General features: G+C 69.5%; 23 protein-coding genes and 1 pseudogene. 12 read left to right on the plus strand and 12 right to left on the minus strand.

Annotation, left to right across the window (positions count from 1 at the left end):
- Positions 1-338: 338 nt before the first annotated feature.
- Positions 339-548, minus strand: coding sequence for a hypothetical protein (locus tag M8R19_RS31650; protein WP_009620237.1), 210 nt, complete (start codon positions 546-548; stop codon positions 339-341).
- A gap of 11 nt (positions 549-559) precedes the next feature.
- Complete coding sequence (gene ccoN / locus M8R19_RS31655) at positions 560-1,996, minus strand: cytochrome-c oxidase, cbb3-type subunit I (RefSeq protein WP_249919972.1); 1,437 nt, start codon at positions 1,994-1,996, stop codon at positions 560-562.
- Positions 1,997-2,396: 400 nt separating this feature from the next.
- Here ccoN and M8R19_RS31660 point away from each other — a divergent pair, with 400 nt between their 5' ends.
- From M8R19_RS31660 to M8R19_RS31675, 4 genes are all read left to right on the plus strand, one after another.
- Positions 2,397-3,776, plus strand: coding sequence for a nitronate monooxygenase (locus M8R19_RS31660; protein WP_249919973.1), 1,380 nt, complete (start codon positions 2,397-2,399; stop codon positions 3,774-3,776).
- Positions 3,777-3,813: 37 nt separating this feature from the next.
- A complete protein-coding gene (gene cfa, locus M8R19_RS31665; protein WP_249919974.1) occupies positions 3,814-4,971 on the plus strand; it encodes a cyclopropane fatty acyl phospholipid synthase in 1,158 nt (385 codons plus the stop codon).
- A gap of 340 nt (positions 4,972-5,311) precedes the next feature.
- Positions 5,312-6,172, plus strand: coding sequence for a LysR family transcriptional regulator (locus M8R19_RS31670; RefSeq protein ID WP_249919975.1), 861 nt, complete (start codon positions 5,312-5,314; stop codon positions 6,170-6,172).
- 78 nt (positions 6,173-6,250) lie between these two features.
- Positions 6,251-6,910, plus strand: coding sequence for a hypothetical protein (locus M8R19_RS31675; protein WP_249919976.1), 660 nt, complete (start codon positions 6,251-6,253; stop codon positions 6,908-6,910).
- A 61-nt stretch (positions 6,911-6,971) separates the two neighbouring features.
- Here M8R19_RS31675 and M8R19_RS31680 read toward each other — a convergent pair.
- Positions 6,972-7,121, minus strand: a pseudogene (locus M8R19_RS31680) (con-10 family general stress protein); the annotation flags it as partial.
- A gap of 232 nt (positions 7,122-7,353) precedes the next feature.
- On the opposite strand from M8R19_RS31680, the gene M8R19_RS31685 reads away from it, so the two are divergent.
- The 5 genes from M8R19_RS31685 (at position 7,354) to thiM (ending at position 10,967) form a co-directional block, all read left to right on the plus strand.
- Complete coding sequence (locus M8R19_RS31685) at positions 7,354-7,584, plus strand: hypothetical protein (protein WP_249919977.1); 231 nt, start codon at positions 7,354-7,356, stop codon at positions 7,582-7,584.
- A 103-nt stretch (positions 7,585-7,687) separates the two neighbouring features.
- A complete protein-coding gene (locus M8R19_RS31690) occupies positions 7,688-8,305 on the plus strand; it encodes an FMN-binding negative transcriptional regulator (RefSeq protein WP_249919978.1) in 618 nt (205 codons plus the stop codon).
- A gap of 70 nt (positions 8,306-8,375) precedes the next feature.
- Positions 8,376-8,912: a cysteine hydrolase family protein gene (locus tag M8R19_RS31695; RefSeq protein ID WP_249919979.1), complete on the plus strand. Its 537-nt coding sequence runs from the start codon at positions 8,376-8,378 to the stop codon at positions 8,910-8,912.
- A 110-nt stretch (positions 8,913-9,022) separates the two neighbouring features.
- Entirely contained in the window at positions 9,023-10,042 is a 1,020-nt protein-coding gene (locus M8R19_RS31700; RefSeq protein WP_249919980.1) for a hypothetical protein, read from the plus strand.
- A gap of 61 nt (positions 10,043-10,103) precedes the next feature.
- Positions 10,104-10,967 carry a hydroxyethylthiazole kinase gene (gene thiM, locus M8R19_RS31705; protein WP_249919981.1) on the plus strand — a complete coding sequence of 288 codons (864 nt, stop codon included), beginning with the start codon at positions 10,104-10,106 and terminating at the stop codon, positions 10,965-10,967.
- Positions 10,968-10,979: 12 nt separating this feature from the next.
- Here thiM and M8R19_RS31710 read toward each other — a convergent pair whose 3' ends face one another.
- The 7 genes from M8R19_RS31710 to M8R19_RS31740 form a co-directional block, all read right to left on the minus strand.
- Positions 10,980-11,321: an FKBP-type peptidyl-prolyl cis-trans isomerase gene (locus M8R19_RS31710; RefSeq protein WP_116424387.1), complete on the minus strand. Its 342-nt coding sequence runs from the start codon at positions 11,319-11,321 to the stop codon at positions 10,980-10,982.
- Between the two features lie 89 nt (positions 11,322-11,410).
- Positions 11,411-11,773: a YajD family HNH nuclease gene (locus M8R19_RS31715; protein ID WP_249919982.1), complete on the minus strand. Its 363-nt coding sequence runs from the start codon at positions 11,771-11,773 to the stop codon at positions 11,411-11,413.
- A gap of 371 nt (positions 11,774-12,144) precedes the next feature.
- Positions 12,145-12,555 (minus strand): YbaN family protein, encoded by a 411-nt coding sequence (locus tag M8R19_RS31720; RefSeq protein WP_249919983.1) that lies wholly within the window; start codon positions 12,553-12,555, stop codon positions 12,145-12,147.
- Between the two features lie 67 nt (positions 12,556-12,622).
- Positions 12,623-13,222: a biliverdin-producing heme oxygenase gene (locus tag M8R19_RS31725; protein ID WP_249919984.1), complete on the minus strand. Its 600-nt coding sequence runs from the start codon at positions 13,220-13,222 to the stop codon at positions 12,623-12,625.
- A 253-nt stretch (positions 13,223-13,475) separates the two neighbouring features.
- A complete protein-coding gene (locus M8R19_RS31730; protein WP_249919985.1) occupies positions 13,476-16,079 on the minus strand; it encodes a TonB-dependent receptor in 2,604 nt (867 codons plus the stop codon).
- 288 nt (positions 16,080-16,367) lie between these two features.
- Entirely contained in the window at positions 16,368-17,117 is a 750-nt protein-coding gene (locus tag M8R19_RS31735) for an anti-sigma factor family protein (protein ID WP_043317877.1), read from the minus strand.
- Entirely contained in the window at positions 17,114-17,623 is a 510-nt protein-coding gene (locus tag M8R19_RS31740; RefSeq protein WP_058489505.1) for a sigma-70 family RNA polymerase sigma factor, read from the minus strand. The genes M8R19_RS31735 and M8R19_RS31740 overlap by 4 nt, the downstream gene beginning before the upstream one ends.
- A gap of 170 nt (positions 17,624-17,793) precedes the next feature.
- Between M8R19_RS31740 and M8R19_RS31745 the strand changes: the two genes are divergently transcribed.
- The 3 genes from M8R19_RS31745 to M8R19_RS31755 are packed head-to-tail and all read left to right on the plus strand — an operon-like array spanning position 17,794 to position 19,672.
- Positions 17,794-18,855 carry a catalase family peroxidase gene (locus M8R19_RS31745; protein ID WP_249919986.1) on the plus strand — a complete coding sequence of 354 codons (1,062 nt, stop codon included), beginning with the start codon at positions 17,794-17,796 and terminating at the stop codon, positions 18,853-18,855.
- Positions 18,852-19,418: a cytochrome b gene (locus M8R19_RS31750; RefSeq protein ID WP_249919987.1), complete on the plus strand. Its 567-nt coding sequence runs from the start codon at positions 18,852-18,854 to the stop codon at positions 19,416-19,418. The genes M8R19_RS31745 and M8R19_RS31750 overlap by 4 nt, the downstream gene beginning before the upstream one ends.
- Entirely contained in the window at positions 19,415-19,672 is a 258-nt protein-coding gene (locus M8R19_RS31755; RefSeq protein ID WP_083426802.1) for a DUF2790 domain-containing protein, read from the plus strand. The genes M8R19_RS31750 and M8R19_RS31755 overlap by 4 nt, the downstream gene beginning before the upstream one ends.
- A 24-nt stretch (positions 19,673-19,696) precedes the next feature.
- Here the strand turns inward: M8R19_RS31755 and M8R19_RS31760 are convergent, their stop codons facing one another.
- Complete coding sequence (locus M8R19_RS31760) at positions 19,697-20,092, minus strand: OsmC family protein (protein ID WP_249919988.1); 396 nt, start codon at positions 20,090-20,092, stop codon at positions 19,697-19,699.
- Positions 20,093-20,391: 299 nt separating this feature from the next.
- Complete coding sequence (locus tag M8R19_RS31765; RefSeq protein ID WP_249919989.1) at positions 20,392-21,792, minus strand: MATE family efflux transporter; 1,401 nt, start codon at positions 21,790-21,792, stop codon at positions 20,392-20,394.
- Between the last annotated feature and the right edge of the window lie 138 nt (positions 21,793-21,930).

Here is a 21,930-nt window from a genome sequence, read left to right on the forward strand (position 1 = left end):
TGATGTTGGCCACCGGTGCTTGCCGGTGGTTATGGCGTGCTGGGTCTGAGAGCCCCTCTCCCCAACCCTCTCCCTGAAGGGAGAGGGTTGGGGAGAGGGGCTCTTGTTCGCGAGCAAGCTCGCTCCTACAGGTCGCCGGATGGCAGGATCGTAGGGCGGATAACCGTTCGCGGTTATCCGCCGCCTGACCTTGGCCGAATCCCCCTCGGAGATGAACTGGAAAACGCAAACACGTCATGCACCACGAAAAAAAGGGCCCACCTCACGGAACAACGAGGTGGGCCCCGAAAAGTGCCAGGCAGGCACAAGGGAGGGATCCGTCCTTGGATCGGGGTAAATCAGGCCCGCAGGCGGCACTCGCGGCGCGGGTCGAACAGGCGGTCGCAGTGCTGGCCGGTGGCGGCGCTCATCCGTTCGGCGGCCTCGGGGTCGTCGGCGAAGGGCAGCAGCGCCGCCTGTTGCAGGTCGTGGCGGCTGGCGCGGCGCAGGTGCAGACAGGGGGCGACGGCCACGACCAGCAGCGTGGCCAGGGCGAGCAGCAGTTGCATGGCGGGGTTCCTCAGGCGGCGCTGGAGATGGGCATGCGGTCGATGCGCTGGCCGGCGCGCACGGTCAGCCAGGTGTTGCCGGCCATCAGGAACATGCCGCTGGCGAACAGGGCGCCGCCGAACAGCCGCACCATGTAGCCGGGGTGGCTGGCCTGCAGCGCTTCCACGAAGGAGTAGGTGAGGGTGCCGTCGGTGTTCACCGCGCGCCACATCAGGCCCTGGGTGATGCCGTTGACCCACATCGAGGCGATGTAGAGCACGGTGCCGATGGTGGCGAGCCAGAAGTGCGCGTTGATCAGCCCGACGCTGTACATCCGCTCGCGGCCGTAGAGCTTCGGGATCATGTGGTACAGCGAGCCGATGGAGATCATCGCCACCCAGCCGAGGGCGCCGGCGTGTACGTGGCCGATGGTCCAGTCGGTGTAGTGGGACAGCGAGTTCACCGTCTTGATGGCCATCATCGGGCCTTCGAAGGTGGACATGCCGTAGAACGCCAGGGAGACCACCAGGAAGCGCAGGATCGGGTCGGTGCGCAGCTTATGCCAGGCGCCGGAGAGGGTCATCATGCCGTTGATCATGCCGCCCCAGCTCGGGGCCAGGAGGATCAGCGACATCACCATGCCCAGGGACTGCGCCCAGTCGGGCAGGGCGGTGTAGTGCAGGTGGTGCGGGCCGGCCCAGATGTACAGGGTGATGATCGCCCAGAAGTGCACGATGGACAGGCGGTAGGAGTACACCGGCCGCTCGGCCTGGCGCGGCACGTAGTAATACATCATGCCGAGGAAGCCCACCGAGAGGATGAAGCCGACCACGCTGTGGCCGTACCACCACTGGATCATGGCGTCGGTGGCGCCGGAGTAGATCGGGTAGGACTTCAGCAGGCTGACCGGGCGCGCCAGGTGGTTGACCACGTGGACCATGCCGGTGACCACGATGAAGGCGCCGTAGAACCAGTTGCCCACGTAGATGTGCTGCACCTTGCGGCGGGCGATGGTGCCGAAGAACAGGTAGGCGTAGGCGACCCACACCACGGTGACCCAGAGCGCGATGGGCCACTCCATCTCCGCGTATTCCTTGGAGGTGGTGATGCCCAGCGGGTAGCTCGCCAGCATCGCCAGGATGCTCGCCTGCCAGCCCCAGAACACGAAGTTGGCCAGGCTGTCGGAGACCAGGCGCACCCGGCAGGTGCGCTGCACTACATAGAAGGAGGTGGCGAACAGCGCGCTGCCGCCGAAGGCGAAGATCACCAGGTTGGTGTGGATCGGGCGGATGCGCCCGAAGCTGGTCCAGGGCAGGCCGAGGTTGAGCTCCGGCCACACCAGCTGGGCGGCGATCACCACGCCCATGCTCATGCCCAGCACGCCCCAGAACAGGGTGGTGAGAGTGAAACGGCGGACGATCTCGTAGTTATAGGTGTCGTTCTTGTCGAGGGCTTGCACGCTGGCCATCTTGGGTTCCGTCGAAATGCGCGGTGACTGGCTGCTCCCCCCACTGCACGGGGAACGTGGCAGCGGGTGCAAGATGCTGGTCGGAGTGAGGGCCAGAACCTTTGCAGGGAGCCGATACAGTCTGCGGAACGTCAAGGCATGCAACAAATTAATAATAATGAAGGCTGAATCAACTTATTTTGATATGAACGCTGCGACCGTCGCCCGCGCGACCCTTTGCCGCAGGCGGGCATGGGCAAGGAAAGCGTGGCTTGCAGGGGGCGGGTCCGCTCGACGGCGCAGCGTCGACGTATTCATTTAAATGCACTAATCGGCCATTAAATTTCATTTAAATTCAGTTAAGCCTAGGGCCTACCATTGTCCTGTCGCCGCTCTGCCTTGCGGCTTCAGGAGTACCGCCATGCCTCATCCCGCGCTGAATACCCCCCTGGTCGAACTCCTGGGTTGTCGGGTCCCCATCCTCTGCGCCGGCATGGGCGGCGTGGCGCGCCACGAACTGGTCGCCGCGGTGAGCAACGCCGGCGGCTTCGGCTGCCTGGGGATGGTGCGCGAGCCGGTGGCGCTGATCCGCCGCGAGGTGGCGGCCTACCGCGAGCTCAGCCACGAACCCTTCGCCGTCAACCTGATCCCCGCGGCCACCCCCGCCGAGCTGCTGGAGGCGCAGGTGGCCGTCTGCCTGGAGCTGCGGGTGCCGGCGGTGGCGCTGTTCTGGGACGTGCAGGCCGACGTGGTCCGCCGCTTCAAGGACGCCGGCATGCTGGTGCTGCACCAGGTGGGTAACCGCGCCGATGCCGAGGCCGCGCTGCGCGCCGGTGTGGACGTGCTGATCGCCCAGGGCGTGGAAGCCGGCGGGCACGTGCGCGGCCAGGTTTCCACCTTCGCCCTGGTGCCGGAGCTGGTGGCCCTGGGCGAGGTGCCGGTGGTGGCCTGCGGCGGCATCGCCAGCGGCGCCGCCATCGCCGCCGCGCTGGCCCTGGGCGCCCAGGGCGTGGCCTGCGGCTCGGCCTTCCTCGCCACCGACGAGTCCTACGCCCACGACTACCACAAGCGCTGCCTGGTCGAGGCCGAGGCGGAGCAGACGCTGCTGACCGAGGCCTTCTTCCGCAACTGGCCGATGCCGGCGCCGGTGCGCGTGCTGCCCAACGCGGTGACCCGCGGCGACTACGCGAACCTGCACGCCCGCCGCGAGACGCCGGTGATCGGCGAGCAGGACGGCGGCCCCATCTACCTGTTCTCCACCGACTCGCCGTTGCGCGGCGCCTATGGCCGCCTGGAGGACATGCCCATCTACGCCGGCCAGTCCTGCGCCCAGCTGCACGACATCCGCCCGGCCGCCGAGCGCCTGGCGCAGTTGGTGGCGGAGGCCGATGCCAGCCTGGCGCGCCTGCAGGGCGGCGACGAAGACTCCGACCTCGTCGACTGGCTGCAGGAACTGCTGAGCGCCGAGCGCGCCGGCGCCCGGGTGATGCTCGACAGCGCCCGGCAGACCGAGGACCCACAACTTCTGGAGCGTCTGCACGCGCTGCACCAGGGCGAGGCGGAAAGCTGCCGCCGCCTGCGCCGCAGCCTGCAGCGCCTGGGCGCCGAGCCCGGACGCGAACTGGGCGCCTTCCATGCCAAGGCCATGGCCATCGAGACGATGGCCGAGCGCCTGCGCTTCGTCGCCCACGGCCAGCGCTGGGTGGCGCGGCGCCTCGCCCAGCGCCTGCCGCGCATCCGCCAGGCCTGGCTGCGCGAGGAACTGCGCGCGGTCCTGCGCCTGCACCGCGACGACGCCTGAGCGCCAACGGATATCTAGAAAACACAAGGGAAACACCATGCCTTCCGAGCTCTCCACCTCCCGCCCGACCCCGGCGGCTGCCGACAGCCGTGCCCAGCGTTTCGCCCGCTCGCTACTCGAGCAGGCCGGCCTGGACCTGGACGGCCACCAGCCCTGGGACATGCGCCTGAACCACCCCGGCGTGCCGCAACGCGCCCTGGCCCAGGGCAACCTGGGCCTCGGCGAGGCCTACATGGACGGCGACTGGGACTGCGACCAACTCGACGAGTTCTTCGCCCGCCTGCTGCGCAGCGGCGTGGTCGACCAGGTCAGCCCGGCCTCGCTGATCTTCCACGCCCTGCAGGCGCGCCTGTGCAACCTGCAGACGGCGAACCGCGCCTGGGCGGTGGGCGAGCGCCACTACGACCTGGGCAACGACTTCTACGCCGCCATGCTCGACCCGCGCATGACCTACACCTGCGGCTACTGGAAGGACGCCGAGGACCTGGCCCAGGCCCAGGAGGCCAAGCTCGACCTGGTGTGCCGCAAGCTCGACCTGCGCCCGGGCATGCGCGTGCTGGACATCGGCTGCGGCTGGGGCAGCTTCATGGCCTTCGCCGCCGAGCGCTACGGCGTGGAGTGCGTGGGCGTGACCATCTCCCGCGAGCAGTGCGAATGGGCGCGCAAGCGCTACGCCGGGCTGCCGCTGGAGTTCCGCCTGCTGGACTACCGCGACCTCGACGAGCGCTTCGAGCGCATCGTCAGCATCGGCATGTTCGAGCACGTCGGGCGCAAGAACCACCGCACCTTCATGGAAGTCGCCTCGCGCTGCCTGGACGACGACGGCCTGTTCCTGCTGCACACCATCGGCAAGAACCAGCGCCGCAGCGTGCCGGACCGCTGGATCGACAAGTACATCTTCCCCAACGGCGACCTGCCCTCCATCGGCCAGATCGGCGACGCCGCCGACGGCCTGCTGGTGGTGGAAGACCTGCACAACTTCGGCGCCGACTACGACCGCACGCTGATGGCCTGGGCGCGCAACTTCGAGGCCAGCTGGCCGCGCTTCGCCGAGGAGCTGGGCGAGCGCTTCTACCGCATGTGGCGCTACTACCTGCTGTCCTGCGCGGGGGCCTTCCGGGCGAGGGACATCCAGTTGTGGCAGTGGGTGCTGTCGCGACGTGGGGTGCTGGGTGGGTATCGGCGGGTGAGCTGAGCTTCAGTCCTGTAGGAGCGAGCTTGCTCGCGAACGGGGTCTCCCGGGAATTCGGTGCCAAGACTGAGAGCGCCCTCTCCCTAACCCTCTCCCTGAAGGGAGAGGGGACCGTTCGGCGTGCGCTGGCGTTCCCGCGTCAGCCGGAACTTACCGGCGTAGGCCATTCTTCCCGCAGGCACGGACAAGCTCCCTCTCCCTTCAGGGAGAGGGCGGGGGGAGAGGGTTGCGGACCTTCACCCAACACCACTCCCCACCGGAAAAAACCACCGTCATTCCCCCAGCAGTCCCCCCCCACCCTGGTTTAGAATGCCGCCACCCGCCCCACAGCCCCGCCCACAGCATGGATATCGACCTCACCCGCACCTTCCTGGAAATCGCCCGCCACGGCAGCTTCGTCGCCGCCGCCGAGCGCATGCACGTCACCCAGACGGCCATCACCGCGCGCGTCCAGAAGCTGGAAAGCCACCTCAACTGCAAGCTGTTCGTGCGCAACCGCGCCGGCGCGCGCCTGACCGCCGACGGCGAGGCGTTCATCATCTACGCCAACCAGATGCTGCAGACCTGGGAGGCCGCGCAGCGCGACCTGCCGCTGCCCGAAGGCGTGGACAACGTGCTGCACATCGGCGGCGAGGTGAGCCTGTGCAACCCGCTGATGCTGCGCTGGGTCAGCCGCATCCGGGAGACCATCGACAGCTACGCGGTGCGCGCCGAGATCGGCAGCGGCGAGGCCCTGCTGCGCCAGCTGGAGCTGGGCGTGCTGGATGCCGCCCTGGTGTACCAGCCGCACTACTGGCCGGGCATGCAGGTGGAGCAGTTGCTGGAAGAGAAACTCATCCTGGTGCGCGCCAAGAACCCCGAGCCCTACGTGTACATCGACTGGGGCGAGGGCTTCCGCCAGCAGCACGACAGCGCGCTGCCGGACAAGGCCCGCGCGCCGGTGGCCTTCAACCTCGGGCCGCTGGCGCTGCAATACATCCTGGAGAACGGCGGCTCGGGCTACTTCCGCACGCGGGTGGTGCAGAGCTACCTCGACAAGGGCGTGCTGCGCCGCGTGCCGCGGGCCCCGGAGTTCAGCTACCCGACCTACCTGGTGTATTCCCGCGAGCGCGATTCGGCGCAGTTGCAGCAGGCCTTCGCGCTGCTGCGCGAGCTGGTGCGCGAGGACCCGGACTGGTCGCAACGCTGGGACCCGACGCTCTGACGGGGCACGGGGCTACACTGCCCAACGGCTAGCCTGCTTCCATCGGGCGCCAACTTTCACCGCCTTGGGAGGCCAGGCATGCGCAACCTCGATTTCAGTTCCTGGGAGGGCCTGCTTTCCACCCTGTTCGGGCTGGCCCTGATCACCCTCGTCGGCGTCGGCATCCGCCTGCTGGCGATGCAAACCATCCAGCAGCGCCGCGAGCGCGAGAACCGCCAGATCAACGAACGCCTGCGCACGCTGATCGCGGCCTACAAGACCCTCGGCGGCTCCTTCACCGGCAACCTGGCCGTGGACCCCACGCACCTGGGCTCTCTGCGCCGGCAGGACGAAGCGGTCGCGACGGAAGACGAACGGGCCAGCACCGACCGCTCCCGGCGCATCCGCGATGCGGTCGAGGCGGCGCTGTCCGACATCCTGCTGCTGGGCACCGAGGAACAGGTGCGCCTGGCCGCGCGCGCCGCCACGGAGCTGGCGGAAGGACGGCCGATCCATACGGCGGAACTGGTGATCTCGCTGCGTGACTTCATTCGCCGGGTGCTGGACCTGGAGGCGGTGCCGGCCGGGCTGGCCATCCCGCGGCAGGGGCCGACGCGTCCCTCCGGCGTCAAGGCCAAGGGCGATGGGGAAGGCAAGGGCGGCGGGCAGGGCAAGGGCGGCCTGGGCGGCGGCCTCGGTGGCGGCGGGGGAGCGGGCGTGGCGCTGCCGCTGGACGGCGAGCGGGACCACCACGGCTAGGCGCTTCATGAAGAAGCCCGGCGGAACCTGGAGCTCCGCCGGGCCAGCTCAGGGTCGCGGCCTAGCTCCTGCCGCCGCCGTGGCTGTGCTGGCCACCTTTGCGGCCGGCCTCCGCGGCTCTTTCACGGTCATTGGCGAAGTTGCCGCCACTGCGGGAGCCGCCTTTCTTGCCGGCTTCCGAGGCTTTCTCGCGGTCGTTGGCGAAGTTGCCGGGGTTGCTGCTCTTCGAAGTCATGATGAACTCCTCAGGGTTGGTTTCCACTGAATGGGCGAACCGTCATCGGCCCGCACATGTAGTGGGAAGGCCACGTGGCCGAATGGTTCGAAGAAGTTTCGCCAGCGGTTGCTCGGGGCCTGCCGGGCGGCAGGCGATCGATCGGTTTGAACCCTGGCGGCGCATGCGCTTCTTACCCTGATACCCATGCTTCGAGAGGGAGAGGCCCATGGCACGCTGGAAGATCAGTTACCACAAGGACAACAACACGAGCGTCCTGTCCATGCCGTCCGCGCACAAGCCGAGCATGCAGGAGGCGGAGCGCTACCTGCTGGAATGGGCGCGCCGCAACCTGGAGAAGGGCGAGTACGGCGCCGCCCACGAGACCTCCGAAGGCGACGTGACCGATGCGTTGCTGCGCCTGTATGGCATCACCCTCACGGGCATCACCCGCGAATGACGGGCCGCCGGGGAATGGCTCCCTGTTCTGAGGGGGAAATGGCTCTTTGTAGTGGGCCAATCCCCGCGCATCATGGGAGCCTTCCCTGTACCCGGAGAACGGCATGTACCTGCCCGAGCATTTCCGCGAGACCCGCGTCGACGAGCTGCACCGCCTGATCCAGGCCCACCCGCTGGGTATGCTGGTGCACAGCAGCGGCGGGGGGCTGGACGCCGATCACATCCCCTTCGAACTGCTCCCCGAAGAGGGCTGCCTGCGCGCCCACGTCGCCCGGGCCAACCCCTTGTGGCAACACGCCGACGGCAGCGAGGTGCTGGTGGTGTTCCGCGGCGCGGAGCACTACATCTCGCCCAACTGGTACCCCAGCAAGCACCTGACCCACGAGCAGGTGCCCACCTGGAACTACCAGGTGGTGCACGTGCGCGGCACCTTGCGGGTAGTGGACGACGAGCGCTTCGTCCGCGGCCTGGTGGGCCGCCTCACGCGTACCCACGAGGCCGGCGAGGCGCGGCCCTGGCGCATGACCGACTCCACCCCCGAATTCATCGCCGGCATGCTGGCCAAGGTGGTCGGCATCGAGGTGCAGATCCACGAGCTGGTCGGCAAGTCCAAGCTCAGCCAGAACAAGGTGGCCGACGACGTACGCGGCGCGGCCGGGCGCCTGGACGAGGAGGGCGCCGCCGAACTGGCCGGGGCCATGCGCGAGCAACTGCCGTCCTGACGCGGCGCTGGCCGGCCCCGCCGCCGCCGGCTATCGTTGGCCCTTTTCATCGCTACCGGGGAGTTTCACCATGTCCGTCGCCCTGCTCATCATCGACGTCCAGCACGCCCTGTGCGGCGGCGCCGACGCCTGCTTCGACCACCCGGGCGTGGTCGAGCGCATCAACGGCCTGAGCCGCCGCGCCCGCGACCTCGGCCTGCCGGTCATCTTCGTCCAGCACGAGGAGCCCGAGGGCGACTTCCGCCATGGCAGCGAGGGCTGGCAACTGGCCCAGGCGTTGCAGGTGGCCGACGGCGACCCGCGGGTGCGCAAGACCACGCCCGACTCCTTCAACGGCACCGAACTGGATGCCCTGTTGCGCACGCTGGGCGTGACCGGCCTGGTGATCTGCGGCATGCAGACCGACTTCTGCGTCGACACCACTGTGCGCCGCGCCCTGGCCGAGGGCTACGACGTGGTGCTGGCCGGCGACGCCCACAGCACCCTGGACAACCGCGTGCTGCGCGCCGAGCAGATCATCGCCCACCACAACGAGGTGTTCAGCCGCATGAGCAGCTTCGCCCCGCGCCTGGACGTGCTGCCCAGCGCCGCGGTGGCCTTCGACTGACGCCTGCCGTGCGTCCGGCCGCCAGCCCCGCCGGCGGCGCTGCGGATAAGGTGGAGTAGGGCGCCGGCGACTTTCCCGCGCCGGCAGCGCCCGTGGCGGAGGGATAGTCGATGGCCAGCCGAGCGACAGCCTGGCGACCGCTGCGCTGCCTGTTGCTGGCGGCGTTGCTGGCGCTTGCGGCCTGCGCCGGGCACAAGGCCGCCGAGCCGGTGGCGCCGGTGACGGCAGCGACCTGGGCACAGGTGGACCGCGACATTGCTTCCGCCTCCATGGCCGCCGCCGACAAGGCCGAGGACTACGCCCGCGGCGCCATGGAAAACTGGATGGACCTGGTCTACCAGCGTACCGACAGCGACTTCATCCCCTGGTTCTCCGGCTACTGGACGCAGCAATGGCTGGGCCTGCGGGTGGCCTGGTACAAGCTCGGCGACAGCGAGAAGAGCCCGGCGGTCAGCCGCCTGTCCGTCTACCTGCAGGGCCAGTACCAGCGCCGCGTGCTCGAGCCGGTGGCGCGGCAGGTCGACCCGGCCGCGGTGATGGAGGCCGCCACCCGCTTCTACGTGCAGGCCCTCGCCGGGCAACTGGACGCCATCCCCGAACGCCTGGGCGTGCCCCGCGCGCAGCTGGACCAGCGCCTGCAGGCCATCCCCGCCATCGCCCTGGGCCCGCCCGCCACACGGGATGCCTCGCTGTACCAGTTGCTGCAGGCGAAGCGCCTGGACCAGCTGCCGGCCTACCAGGCGTTGATCGCCGGGGTGCACGACGCCTCGACGCGCACCGGGGTGGACGTAGAATCGCCGGACCAGGGCGTTTCCGCCGTGGCCCGGCGCACCAGCGAGAAACTGCTGGGCGAGGTGACCGTCAGCGGCGCCGTCGGCGCCATCGCTGCGGCAGTGGGCAAGGCGGCGGGGACGGTGCTGTCGCTGGGCAGCGCCGGCTTCACCGCGTTGTCCCGCGACCGCGAGCGCCCGCAACTGGAGGCGCAGCTGCGCAAGGACCTCAACGATGCCTTCGACCAGCAGTGGCTGGCGCTGATGGGCAACAGCCAGAGCGGCGTGCTGGCCGGCGTGCACTACCTGTCGCTGCAGGTGGAGGCGGGCGCGGCCACGCCCTGGGCGGCGCAGCCATAGAGGGCGCGGCGCGGAACGGGTAGATTAGGCGCACTTTCCGCCGCCCTCCCGGAGCCGCCCCATGCCCACCGCCGCGCCCGCCAGGTTCATGCCCAGCCTGGATTCGATCATCGCCGCCCATGCCGAACTGCGCGCCGCGCGGCCGCTGGTGCAGTGCCTGACCAATGTGGTGTCGGCCAACTTCATGGCCAACGTGCTGCTGGCCGCCGGGGCCTCGCCGGCGATGGTCGACAACCCCGAGGAGGCGGCCGGCTTCGCCCGCGTGGCCGGCGCCGTGCTGGTCAACCTGGGCACCCCGACCAGCGCCCAGGTGGAGGGCATGCGCCAGGCGGTGCGTTCGGCGGTGGTCCACGGCACGCCCTGGGTGCTGGACCCCATCGGCGCCGGCGGCCTGCCCTGGCGCGGCGGAGTGGCCGCCGAGCTGCTGCAGCAGCGCCCGGCGGTGGTGCGCGGCAACGCCTCGGAAATCATCGGCCTGGCTGGACTGGGGCAGGGCGCGCCGGGCTTCGACAGCTCCGACGACCCGGCCCGCGCGGTGCCGGCGGCGGTGGAACTGCTACGCAACTGCCAGGCGGTGTCGGCCTCGGGCGCGGTGGACCACCTGCTGGGCTGGGTCGGCGACAGCAGCGAGAGCGCCGTGCCGCGCCTGCTGCGCATCGGCGGCGGCAGCGCGCTGTTGCCGCGGGTGACCGCCTCCGGTTGCGCGCTGGGCGCGCTGGTGGCGGCCTACACGGCGGTGGCGGTGGACGCCTTCACCGCCCTGGCGGCGGCCCACGTGCATTTCGCCGTGGCCGCGGAAATCGCCGAGGCGGCCAGCCGCGGGCCGGGCTCCTTCGCCGTGGCCTTCATCGATGCCCTGGATGCGGTGGACGCCAACCTGCTGCGCCAGCGCGCCAGGCTCATGTCGGTGCAGTCCACGGCCTGAGGCGAGGTACGCTCAGTCGTCGCGGGTCAGCACTTCCAGCAGCTCGATTTCGAAGATGAGGTTGGAGTTCGGCTTGATGTGCGCGCCGATCTGCCGCTCGCCATAGGCCAGGTGCGCCGGCACGAAGAGCTTGCGCTTGCCGCCGACGCGCATGTTCATGAGGCCGATATCCCAGCCCTTGATGACGCGTCCGGTGCCGATCACGCACTGGAAGGGGCGGCCCTTGTCGTAGGAGGAGTCGAAGACGGTGCCGTCTTCCAGGGTGCCCCGGTAGTGGGTGGTGATCAGCGCGCCCTTTACCGCCGCCTTGCCGTCGCCCGGGCGGATGTCCTCGATACGCAGTTCGTCGCTCATGTCTGTGCCTCTGTCGCAGGTGGCGGCCCGGCGGGGCCGTTTCGGGGCGCCGTTTTCGCAGGAAACGCCGCGCAAGGCAACAGGCGCGCTCAGGAATCCTTGTTCAGCAACGCGGCCAACCCGGCCAGGGCCTTGTGCGTGACCTTCGGCCCGCCGGCGCCGGCGTCGTTGCCCTGGTAGTGGGCGTCGACCTGGCGCTGGTGCTCGTTGTCGTGACAGTAGAGGCACAGCAGTTCCCAGTTGGAGCCGTCCTCGGGGTTGTTGTCGTGGTTGTGGTCGCGGTGGTGCACGGTGAGTTCGCTCAGGCGCTTGCCGGAGAACTCGCGGCCGCAGCGCCCGCAGATCCAGGGGTACATCTTCAGGGCCTTTTCCCGGTAGCTGCTTTCGCGGCGCTGCTGGGCTTCGGCCAGGAGCTGGTCGACCTTGCTGGTGGGTTTGGCGGGGGTGGACATGGTGGTGGCTCGGGGTGGGTGGGGGTAGGTTTTCAGCATACCTCCGTTGGGGGGGATTTGCTTTTTGTGGGGGGCGAGGGGACTTGCGGATGGAGTTTCCCGGTTGCGCTGGTGTTGGGTATGAGAGCGCCCTCTCCCCAGCCCTCTCCCTGAAGGGAGAGGGGGCTTGTCCGTGCCGAGAAGGATTTGGTGTCAGCCGGTTACTCGGTGCAAGCCGGCTAACGCCGAAATATCAGCATCTGCCCAACGGTCCCCTCTCCCTTCAGGGAGAGGGTTAGGGAGAGGGAACGGAGCAACCGGCAACACCATGGCCCCGGCGAGCACGGTTCGCGAGCAAGCTCGCTCCTACAAGAGCCTGGAGCCGGCCTGCCCTACGAATTCCGCTCTGACCCCGTCGCCGGCCGATCGTCCGGCCGCGACCAGATCCACAGGTTGCCGATCGCCATGCCCAGCACCACCGCATACAGCCAGTAACCATGGGGCAGGGTGAGCAGCATGATCGCCAGCGCCGCGAGCATCGCCAGGCTGGCGGCGACCTTGGCCCGGCGGGCGATGGCGCGGCCGTTGCGCCAGTTGGCGAGGATGGGGCCGAACAGCCGGTGGTTCTCCAGCCAGGCGCTGAGCCTGGGCGAGCTCTTGGCCGCGGCCCAGGCCGCCAGCAGGACGAACTCGGTAGTCGGCAGGCCGGGCACCACCAGGCCGACCATGCCCACGCCCAGGCTGGTGTAGGCGAGCAGGGCATAGAGCAGGCGGACGGTGCGCGAACGGGCGGGCTGGGACATCGGGACGGCAGCGACGGGGGTGAAGGGCGCATCCTGGCGGCTGCCGGGATGCGCGTCAATCACCGCGTCAGGCGTGGGCGGCGGCATGCTCGTAGGCGTGCTGCAGCAGGGCGCCGAAACGCTCGAAGGCGGCCAGGGCCCCGGCTTCGGCTGTGCGTTCTTCCTCGGCGCTCAGGTCCAGGCCGTCGAGGGTGCGGGTGAAACGCTTCCAGCCTTCGGCGCGGCCGCCAGCCGGCTCGCCCAGGTGGCGGGCGCCGAAGTTCTCGTCCAGGCCCAGGGCGGCCACGCGCTTGATCAGGAAGGCGGCGCCGAGCTTGGAGCCCTCGGAGACGAACAGCCAACCCAGGGCCTGCGCACGGGACGGGTTGGCCAGCGCGCCGGCCACCGGCGCCGGGACCTGGGCGCCGAGGTCGGCGAGGTCGGCCTTCGCCTGCTGGGCGCGGCAGCGCTCGGGCAGGTCGGGGAAGATCGCGCCCAGCTCGGCATCCTGGTACAGCGCCTGCAGCTCCGACTGGAACAGGTACTGGGCGACGACGAAGGGGGTGAAGTTCTCGCGGCTGGCGAAGGGATCATGGGCCTTCACCGCGGCGTCCAGGCGCTGGTGCGGGGCGTTGGTCGCCAGGTTCAGGCGCTGGGAACGCAGGGCGGGGGCTTCCAGGGTGGTCATGCAGCAGGTTCCTTGAGCGATGGATTCACAGAAGACGAGACGAACGAGAGCGGGAAAAACGTAAAGAACGGTGAGGGGTTTCCCTGTAGGAGCGGGCCCTGCCCGCGATTTCGCGCGCAGGGCGCGCTCCTACAGGTGAATCCGGATGTAGGCACCCGCAACACCCCGTAGGATGGTGTTGAGCGAAGCGATACCCATCGCCATGACCGCATGGCTTTCGCAAGCTCGACCCATCCTACGAAGAGCGCTTACCTCAGATATCCCACACCAGGTTGACCGAGAAGTTGCGCCCCGGCTGGGTCAGGCGGTCGAGGTTGGCCGGGGCCAGCACCGAGGCTTCGCCGACGCTGTCGTAGCCGCGCACGTCGTCCCACAGCCAGTACTTCTTGTCGGTGAGGTTGTACACGCCGGCGTTCAGCGTCAGGTCGTCGGTCAGCTTGTAGTAGGCGGTCAGGTCGAGGATGCCGAAGCCGGGGGTCTTGAACTGGCTGCTGGTGCCGTCCGGGGCGTTGAAGGTGGTGTCGTCGACGCGGTCCTTGCGCTTGACCAGGGTCCAGTTCAGCAGGCCGCCGTAGACTTGGCTGGGCGCGTCGTAGCCCAGGCCGAACACGCCGGTCAGCGGGTTGACGCTGTTGAGCGGCTCGCCGGTGTCCTTGTTGCGGCCGTAGGCGTAGGCCACCGAGCCCTTGCTGTAGAGGCCCTCTGGCGCGCCGAACGGGGCCAGCTCCAGGCGGCCCTTGAGCTCCACGCCCTTGATGATGGCGTGCTTGATGTTGTTGCTCTGGAAGGTGACCTCGTTGTAGCCGGCGGTGATGGCGTCTTCGTTAATGAAGTCGCGGTACTTGTTGTAGAACACCGAAACATCGAACGAGCCGACGTCGAAGGTGCCGCGCAGGCCGGTCTCGTAGCTCTGGCTGCGTTCCGGGTCCAGGTCCGGGTTGGGCTCGACGCGGTAGCCGCTGGTGGGGTTGTCGAAGCGGCCGTACAGCGCCTTGGCGGTCGGGGTGCGGAAGCCCTGGGCGTACTGGCCGTACCACAGGTAGTTGTCGTCGAAGGCGTAGGTCACGCCGAGCTTGGGCGAGAGCTGGTGCCAGGTCTTGTCCTCGCTGCTGACCTCGCCGTCGCCGCTCTGGTCGGCGGTGTTGAGGAATTCCTCGGTGATGTGCGGCTTCAGCCGGGTGTAGTCGTAGCGCAGGCCGGGCAGGAAGGTCCAGGCGTTCCAGCGGATCTCGTCCTGGGCGAACAGGCCGTAGGTGTCGATGGTCGGGTCCGGGAAGTCGCTGCTGCGCGCCAGGGCGTCGCTGGCGCTGCTGGCGCCCACGGCGGTGCAGCCGCGACCCACGGCCAGGCAGGTGCCGCTGCCTTCGCGGTAGCCGGTGACCTTCTGCCGCTTGAGGTTGGTGCCGTAGGTCAGCAGGTGGTCGGTCTCGCCCAGCTCGAAGCTCTTGTCCAGCTGCAGGTCGAACACCCACTGGCGTTCCTTGTAGAGGGTGTCGCGGGTGCGCAGGACCTGGCGGGTGATGGGGTAGTAGAACTCCTCGGTGCCCTGGTCGGTCTTCGCCACCTGGTAGTTGAAGGTCCACTTGGCGTGGTCGGCCAGGGCGCTGTCGACGAGGAACTGGTGGTCCAGGCCGAAGCGCTCGCGGGTGATGGTGTCGTTGCCCTTGCGCCACTGGTACATGCCGCCGGGCAGGATGCTCGCGGGGATGGCCGGCGCGCCGTTGGAGTAGGGGCCGCCATAGGCGCTCTTCTGGTCGGTGTCGACGTCGTCCTTGTAGTGCTCGTAGGTCAGGCCGAAGCGCGAGCCTTCGGCGTAGTTCCAGCCCAGCTTGGCCAGCACGTTGGTGGTGCGCACGTCCTCGGGGTTGGCTTCGGTGCGGGAGAGGCCGGTACCGCCGTGGCTGCCGTAGGACTCGGTCTCGTGGCCGTTGCGCTGGCTGACGTGGAGCAGGGCGTCGAAGTCCTCGTGGCGTCCGGCGACGGTGGCGGAGGTCAGCCAGCTGTCGTCGGCGGAGCTGTAGCCGGCCTTCAGGCGCGCGCCGACGTCCTTGCCGTCCTTGATGATGTCGTCCGGGTCGAGAGTGAAGTAGCTCACCGCGCCGCCGATGGCGTTGCTGCCGTACAGCGCCGAGGCCGGGCCGCGGAGGATTTCCACGCGCTTGACGATCTCCGGGTCGACGTAGTTGCGCTCGGTCTGGGCGTAGGGGCCGTTGAAGAAGGAGCCGGGAATCTCGACGCCGTCGATCTGCGTCAGCACGCGGTCGCCGTCGATGCCGCGGATGTTGTAGCCGGTGATGCCCGAGCGCTGGCCGGTGCCGCCGACGCTGACGCCGGGTTCGTCGCGCACCAGCTCCTTGATGCTGTTGACGTTGTTGCGGTCCAGGTCGGCGCGGCTGCGCACGCTGACGGTGTTCGGCACCTCGTTGACGTTCTGCGCCTGGCGGGTGGCGGTGACGGTCTGCGGCTGCAGCTCGATGGCGCGGGCGCCCGGGGCGCGGAACAGCACGACGTTGCGTTCGGAGACCTGGCGGTAGTCCAGGCCGCTGCCGGCCAGCAGGCGCTTGAGCGCCTGCTCGGCGCCCAGCCGGCCGCTGACGCCGGGGGAGGTGACGCCGCTGGCCAGCTCCGCCGGCAGGGCCACCTGCCAGCCGGTGACCGAACTGAAGGCATTCAGCGCGCCGGCCAGGGGCTGGCGCTCGATGGCGAAGCGGTAGCCGGCCTGGGCCTGGCTGCTGGGCTCGGCGGCCTGGACGCCGGCGGCGGGCACGGCGGCCAGGGCGACGGACAGCGCCAGCAGCGACAGGTTGGCGGGTGCACACAGGCGTTGCAGGGGGGAGCGTCGGGCGTGGGTGGTCATCGAAGGCTCTCTTCTGAAGTTTCGTCGCATTCAAAATGCGAATCAGTTGCATTGGCATCTGACGAAACGGATGAGGCTTCGGGATCGCGTAAAAATAGTTTTTGGGGGGGCGGCCGGGGGTGGCAATCGCGGACGGAGTCCGCTCCTACGGCCGTGCTTCCTGGAACCGTAGGAGCAGCTGCGAGGCGCTTTTCGTAGGATGGGTATCGCTTCGCTCAACCCATCCTACGGGGTCGGAGGGTGTAGGAGCGGACTCCGTCCGCGATTCGGCGGATAACGGTTCGTGGCTCAGAACCCCAGCAACTGCCCTACCTGGTCCCCTTGCGGGTTGTCGCTGCGGCTCACCAGCGCGTAGTTGTAGTCGCCCTGGCTCCAGTAGCGCGTCAGCAGCTCGCCATCCTGCCGCTGGCCGTGGGGCAGCATGAGGTGGCCGGGGCCCGGCGGGCGGATGAAGAAGCTCAGGCGATGGCCCTGGGCATCCTCGTAGATCACCAGCGCCGCCGCGCCCTGCTCGGTGGCCAGCAGTCGCGCGCCGACGCTGCGCAGGCCCAGGCGGTCGAGGTCGGCGGGCAGGTTGGCGTTCTCCAGGTAGCGGCCCAGCCAGTTGCGTACGTTCTCGCCGGCGCGGGTGTCCAGCGGCGCGCTGCTGCCGTTGGCGGCGAACAGGCGGTAGGCCTGCACCGCGTCTTCCATCGGCTTGCCGTGCCTGACCAGGCTCATTTCGCGGGCCTGCCAGCCGCCCAGGCTGCCCACGCCCAGGGCCAGCAGCAGGGCGGCGGCGGTGGCCAGGCGGGCGCGGCGGCGTTCGCGCAGCTGGCGGCGGATGCGCGCCGGGTCCAGCGCCGGGCCGGCCGGCGGCAGGGCGCGGCTGGCCAGGGCGGCGCGCAGGTGCTGGGCGTCCTGCCGCCATTGCTCGACGCGGCGGGCCTCCTGCGGGTGGCTGGCCAGCCAGGCTTCGATCCATTGCCGGCGCTCGGCGTCCAGCTGGCCGTCGAGGTAGGCGTGCAGGTCGCTTTCGGTAGGCGTCAGTTCGCTCATTTGAGTACCCGTAGGGAAGGGGCGCCGCTGCTGCCTTCGCTGAGCGCGCGCAGGGCCTGGCGTGCGCGCGACAGGCGCGACATCACGGTGCCGATGGGGATCTGCAGGGCCTCGCCGACCTCGCGGTAGCTCAGCCCCTCGACGCTGACCAGGGTGAGCAGGGCGCGCTGTTCGGCCGGCAGGCGTTCGAAGGCCTCCAGGGTGGAGCGCGCGCTGACGATGTCCTCGGCGGAGGGGCTGCGTTCTTCCGCGCCGCCGAACAGCGCGAGGATGCGCGCGTAGCGGCGGGCGCGGCGCTGGCCGTCGACGAACAGGCGGTAGAGGATGGCGAACAGCCAGGCGCGCAGGTCGCCGTCGCCGCGCTTGCCGCCCCAGGCCGACAGGGCCTTTTCCAGGGTGGCCTGGACCAGGTCGTCGGCGCTGGCCGCCTCGCGCGTCAGGGACAGCGCGAAGCGCCGCAGGCGCGGCAGCAGTTCGCGCAGTTGCTGGTCATCCAGTTCGTTCATCGCGCCGCGGCCGTCGGCCGTCTCCGTGGTTCGTCGAGCCGGTGGGACGAATCCCCGCGCAGTTTATTCCACCGCCGGTCGGCTTTCAGGCGAATTTCCGCTGCCGGGAATAACCCGGCGTCTGGTGCGTCGTACGGGCTCATCGAACCTGGCCCAATGAGGACCTACCCATGACCCAACCCGACTCGGCGCCGCCGAACCTGCCCCTGCGCCTGGCGACCATCGCCCTGGCCGTAGGCGGCCTGGCTGCCGCCTTCGCCTACGCCGCCGGCTGGATAGGCCCGCAGCGCCTGACCCCGGCGCGCCTGGTGGACAGCCTGGAGCAGAACGCCGGCGTCTACCCGGCCTACCGCCGCAACCATGCCAAGGGCCTTTGCGTGGTCGGCCATTTCGACAGCAACGGCGCCGGCGGCGAAGTCTCCCGCGCCGCGGTATTCGCCAAGGGCAGCGTGCCGGTGGTGGGGCGCCTGGCGATTCCCGGCGGCAACCCGGCCGCCAGCGACGGCGCCGCGCCCATCCGCAGCCTGGCCCTGCGCTTCCTGCCCGGGCACGGCGGGGAATGGCGCACCGGGATGAACGCCATGCCGGTGTTCGTGGTGAACAGCGTGCAGGGCTTCTACGCGCTGCAGCAGGCCTCGCAGCCGCAGCCGGGCAGCGGCAAGCCCGACCCGGCGAAGCTGGCCGCGTTCTTCCAGGCGCACCCGGAAACCGCCGCCTTCCGCGCCTGGGTGAAGAGTTCCACGCCTTCGTCCAGCTACGCCAACAGCGCCTACTATGGCCTCAACGCCTTCTTCCTGGTGGACGGGCAGGGCCGCGAGCACCCGGTGCGCTGGTCGGTGCAGCCGGAAGCGCCTTACCAGCCGATCAGCGCCGAGCAGCGCGGCGAGGCCGACTTCCTCGCCGCCGAGCTGCAGCAGCGCCTGGCCCAGGGGCCGCTGAAATGGCGCCTGCTGCTGACCCTCGGCGAACCCGGCGACTCCACCGCCGACGCCACCCAGGCCTGGCCGGCGCAGCGCCGCAGCATCGATGCCGGCGAACTGGTCATCGAGCGCGCGCTGCCCGAGCAGGGCGGGCCCTGCCAGGACGTCAACTACGACCCGCTGATCCTGCCCGACGGCATCCGCGCCTCGGACGATCCGCTGCTGAGCGCTCGCTCGGCGGCCTATTCGGAATCCTTCAACCGACGTACCCGCGAGCAGGCCGCCATGCCGGCCAAGGAGCCGCAGCCGTGAAAGCCGAACCCCGCTACTTCCCCTTGCCGCTGCGCGTGTTGCACTGGCTGATGGCGCCGCTGGTGATCGCCATGCTGCTGATCGGCCTGGCCATGGTCGCCAGCGCTTCGCCCGCCCATGCCACCCTGGTGGCGATCCACAAGCCCCTGGGCGCGGCGCTTCTGGTGCTGGTGCTGCTGCGCCTGGCCATCCGCCTGAGCCGGCGGGTGCCGGCGCTGCCGCGGGCGATGCCGGCGTGGCAGCAGCGCCTGGCCCATGCCTCGCACTACCTGCTGTACGCGCTGCTGATCCTGCAGCCGCTGGTGGGCTGGACCATGCAGTCGGCCGGCGGCTACCCGGTGGTGCTGTTCGAGGGCCACGAGCTGCCGGCCCTGGTCGACCCCTCGGTGTGGCTGCACAGCCTGCTGCGCAGCGCCCACAGCGTGATCGCCTACCTGCTGATGGCGACCATCCTGCTGCACCTGGCGGCCGCGCTGTTCCACGGCCTGATTCGCCGAGACGATGTGCTGCCCAGCATGACCGGCGGCCGCCTGCCGACCCTCACCCCGGGAGAACGTCCATGAACATCCGCGCCCTCCAGCCCGTCCTGCTGGCCCTGGCCTTGGCCGCCACTCCGGCCGCCTTCGCCGCCGAGCCCGGCGACCCGCCGGCCGAGGACTACCACTTCGGCAGCCGCCCGGACATTGCCGAGGTGCTGCGCCCGGCCGACCTGGACTTCTGTGGCATCCGCGAGGTGGAGATGCTTTACCTCGACCACCAGGGGCAGAAGCACCGGTTGCGCTACCCGGTGTGGGGCAGCTGCCCGAGCCAGAATTAGGCCAGCGCTGCCTTCAGCGCGGTGTCACACCAACTGGCTGTCGATATGGATTTCGCCGCTGAGCAGCTTGTGCACCGGGCAGGCGTTGGCGATTTCCAGCAGGCGCTGGCGCTGGGTGTCGTCCAGCGCGCCGTTCAGGCCGATGTCACGGGCGATGCGGCTGTTGCCGGGTTTCTCCTGGCTGAGCCTGAGTTGCACCTGGATGCCGTCCAGCGGCCATTGCTTGCGCCGCGCGTACATGGCCAGGGTGATGGCGGTGCAGGCGCCCAGGGACGACAGCAACAGCTGGAAGGGGCCCGGGCCCTGGTTGCCGCCGCCCAGCTCGGCGGGTTCGTCGGCCAGCCACTGGTGCAGGCCGTCGGACAGGCTGACCTGGTAGGGAATGCCGGCGTGGCTGGCGGTGACGGTGGCGTCGCTCATGGCAAGGCTCCTTGGCCTGGAGGGGAGGCCTGGGAGTCTAACCGCCCAGCACCTCGGCGCGCAGTGCGCTGAAAGTCGACTCTACTTCGTCATGGGAACGACCGCGGCTTGCCTGCAGCGAGGCGCGTGCCGCATCAACCTTTCGCTGCAGGTAGTCGTCGTATTCGTCGAGTCGTGTCTGTTCAACTGCGGGGGGCAGCGACGGCGATCGATTCCTTCTTCGTCTTTGCGTTCATCGCTCATTTCCAGGTAGGCCAGGAAAACTTCGCATTCTATCTGTGCGGTGACGAGCCGTACCGTCAGGCCCCGCGCATCTGCTGCAACCTGATATGCCGCCGCGCGCTGCGCGCCAGGCGGATGCCGAGCAGGATCGCCGCGCAGGTCAGGCCGACGATCAGGCCTTCCCACAGCCCGCGCGGGCCGGTGGGCTGTTGCAGCCAGTCGGCGAGGCCGAGGCTGTAGCCCACCGGCAGGCCGATGCCCCAGTAGGCGAACAGGGTGATGAGCATGACCGCGCGGGTGTCCTGGTAGCCACGCAGGGCGCCGGCGGCGGTGACCTGCAGGCCGTCGGAGAACTGGAACAGCGCCGAGTACACCAGCAGCGCGGCGGCCAGCGTCAGCACCTCGGGGTCGCGGGTGTAGAGCGCGGCGATGTGCTCGCGGAACACCAGCATGGCGCTGGCCGAGATGGCCGCCCAGGCCAGCGCCGTGGCCATCCCGGTGCCGGCGGAGAAGCGTGCGTCGCGCGGGCGGCTGGCGCCCAGGGCCTGGCCGACGCGCACGGTCACCGCCATGGCCAGGGCGTAGGGGATCATGAAGGCCAGGGCGCTGATGTTCAGGGCGATCTGGTGCCCGGCCACGACCTTCTCGCCCAGCTCACCGATCAGCAGGGCGATCACCGAGAAGATGCTCGACTCGGCGAAGATGGCGATGCCGATGGGCAGGCCGACGCTGAGCAGGCCGCCGATCACCTTGCGGTCGGGCCGCTCCCAGCGGGCGAACAGGGCGCTGGGCCGGTACACCCGGGCGCTTTTCACCCACACCAGCATGCCCAGCAGCATGAACCACATCACCGTGCCGGTGGCCCAGCCGCAGCCGGCGCCGCCCAGGGCCGGGACGCCCAGGTGGCCGTAGATCAGCACGTAGTTGAGGGGGATGTTCAGCAGCAATCCGCAGACGCCCAGCACCATGCTCGGCCGGGTGCGCCCCAGGCCATCGCTGAAGCAGCGCAGCACGTGGTACAGGGCCACCGCCGGCAGGCCGCAGGCGATGCCGCGCAGGTAGAAGCGGCTGGGCTCGATCAGCGCCTCCTCGACCTTCATCGCCCGCAGGATGGGCTCGGAAAGGAACCACAGCGCGGCCGCCGCCAGCGGCCCCACCAGCAGCGCCAGCCATAGCGCCTGGCGCACCAGCGGGCCGGTGCCGGGCTGGTCGCCGGCGCCGAAGCGCTGGGCGACCTTGGCTGTGGTGGCCAGCAGGGTGCCGGTCATCAGCAGGAACACCGGGATCCAGATGGAGTTGCCCAGGGCCACCGCGGCCAGGTCGCGGGGGCCGACGCGGCCGGCCATGACGGCATCGACGAAGCCCATGGCGGTGGTGGCCAGCTGGGCGATCATGATGGGCGCGGCGAGGGTGAGCAGCTCCCTGAGTTCGGTGGCGAGGCGCCGTCCGCGCGAGACGGGCTGGGCAATGGCAGTCACGGCTGTCCTTGGCTGAGCTTACGTGGGGAAGCCGGCCAGTCTATCGCCTGACGGTAGGGTCAGGAAAGCACCGCGCACGCGGGCCGCGACCCCCGGCCGTGGCGCTGGTAAAGTGGCGGGAATCATCCGTAGGAGCTT

Origin of the sequence: Pseudomonas sp. R3.Fl (assembly GCF_023516765.1) — a bacterium.
Classification (GTDB): domain Bacteria; phylum Pseudomonadota; class Gammaproteobacteria; order Pseudomonadales; family Pseudomonadaceae; genus Pseudomonas; species Pseudomonas citronellolis.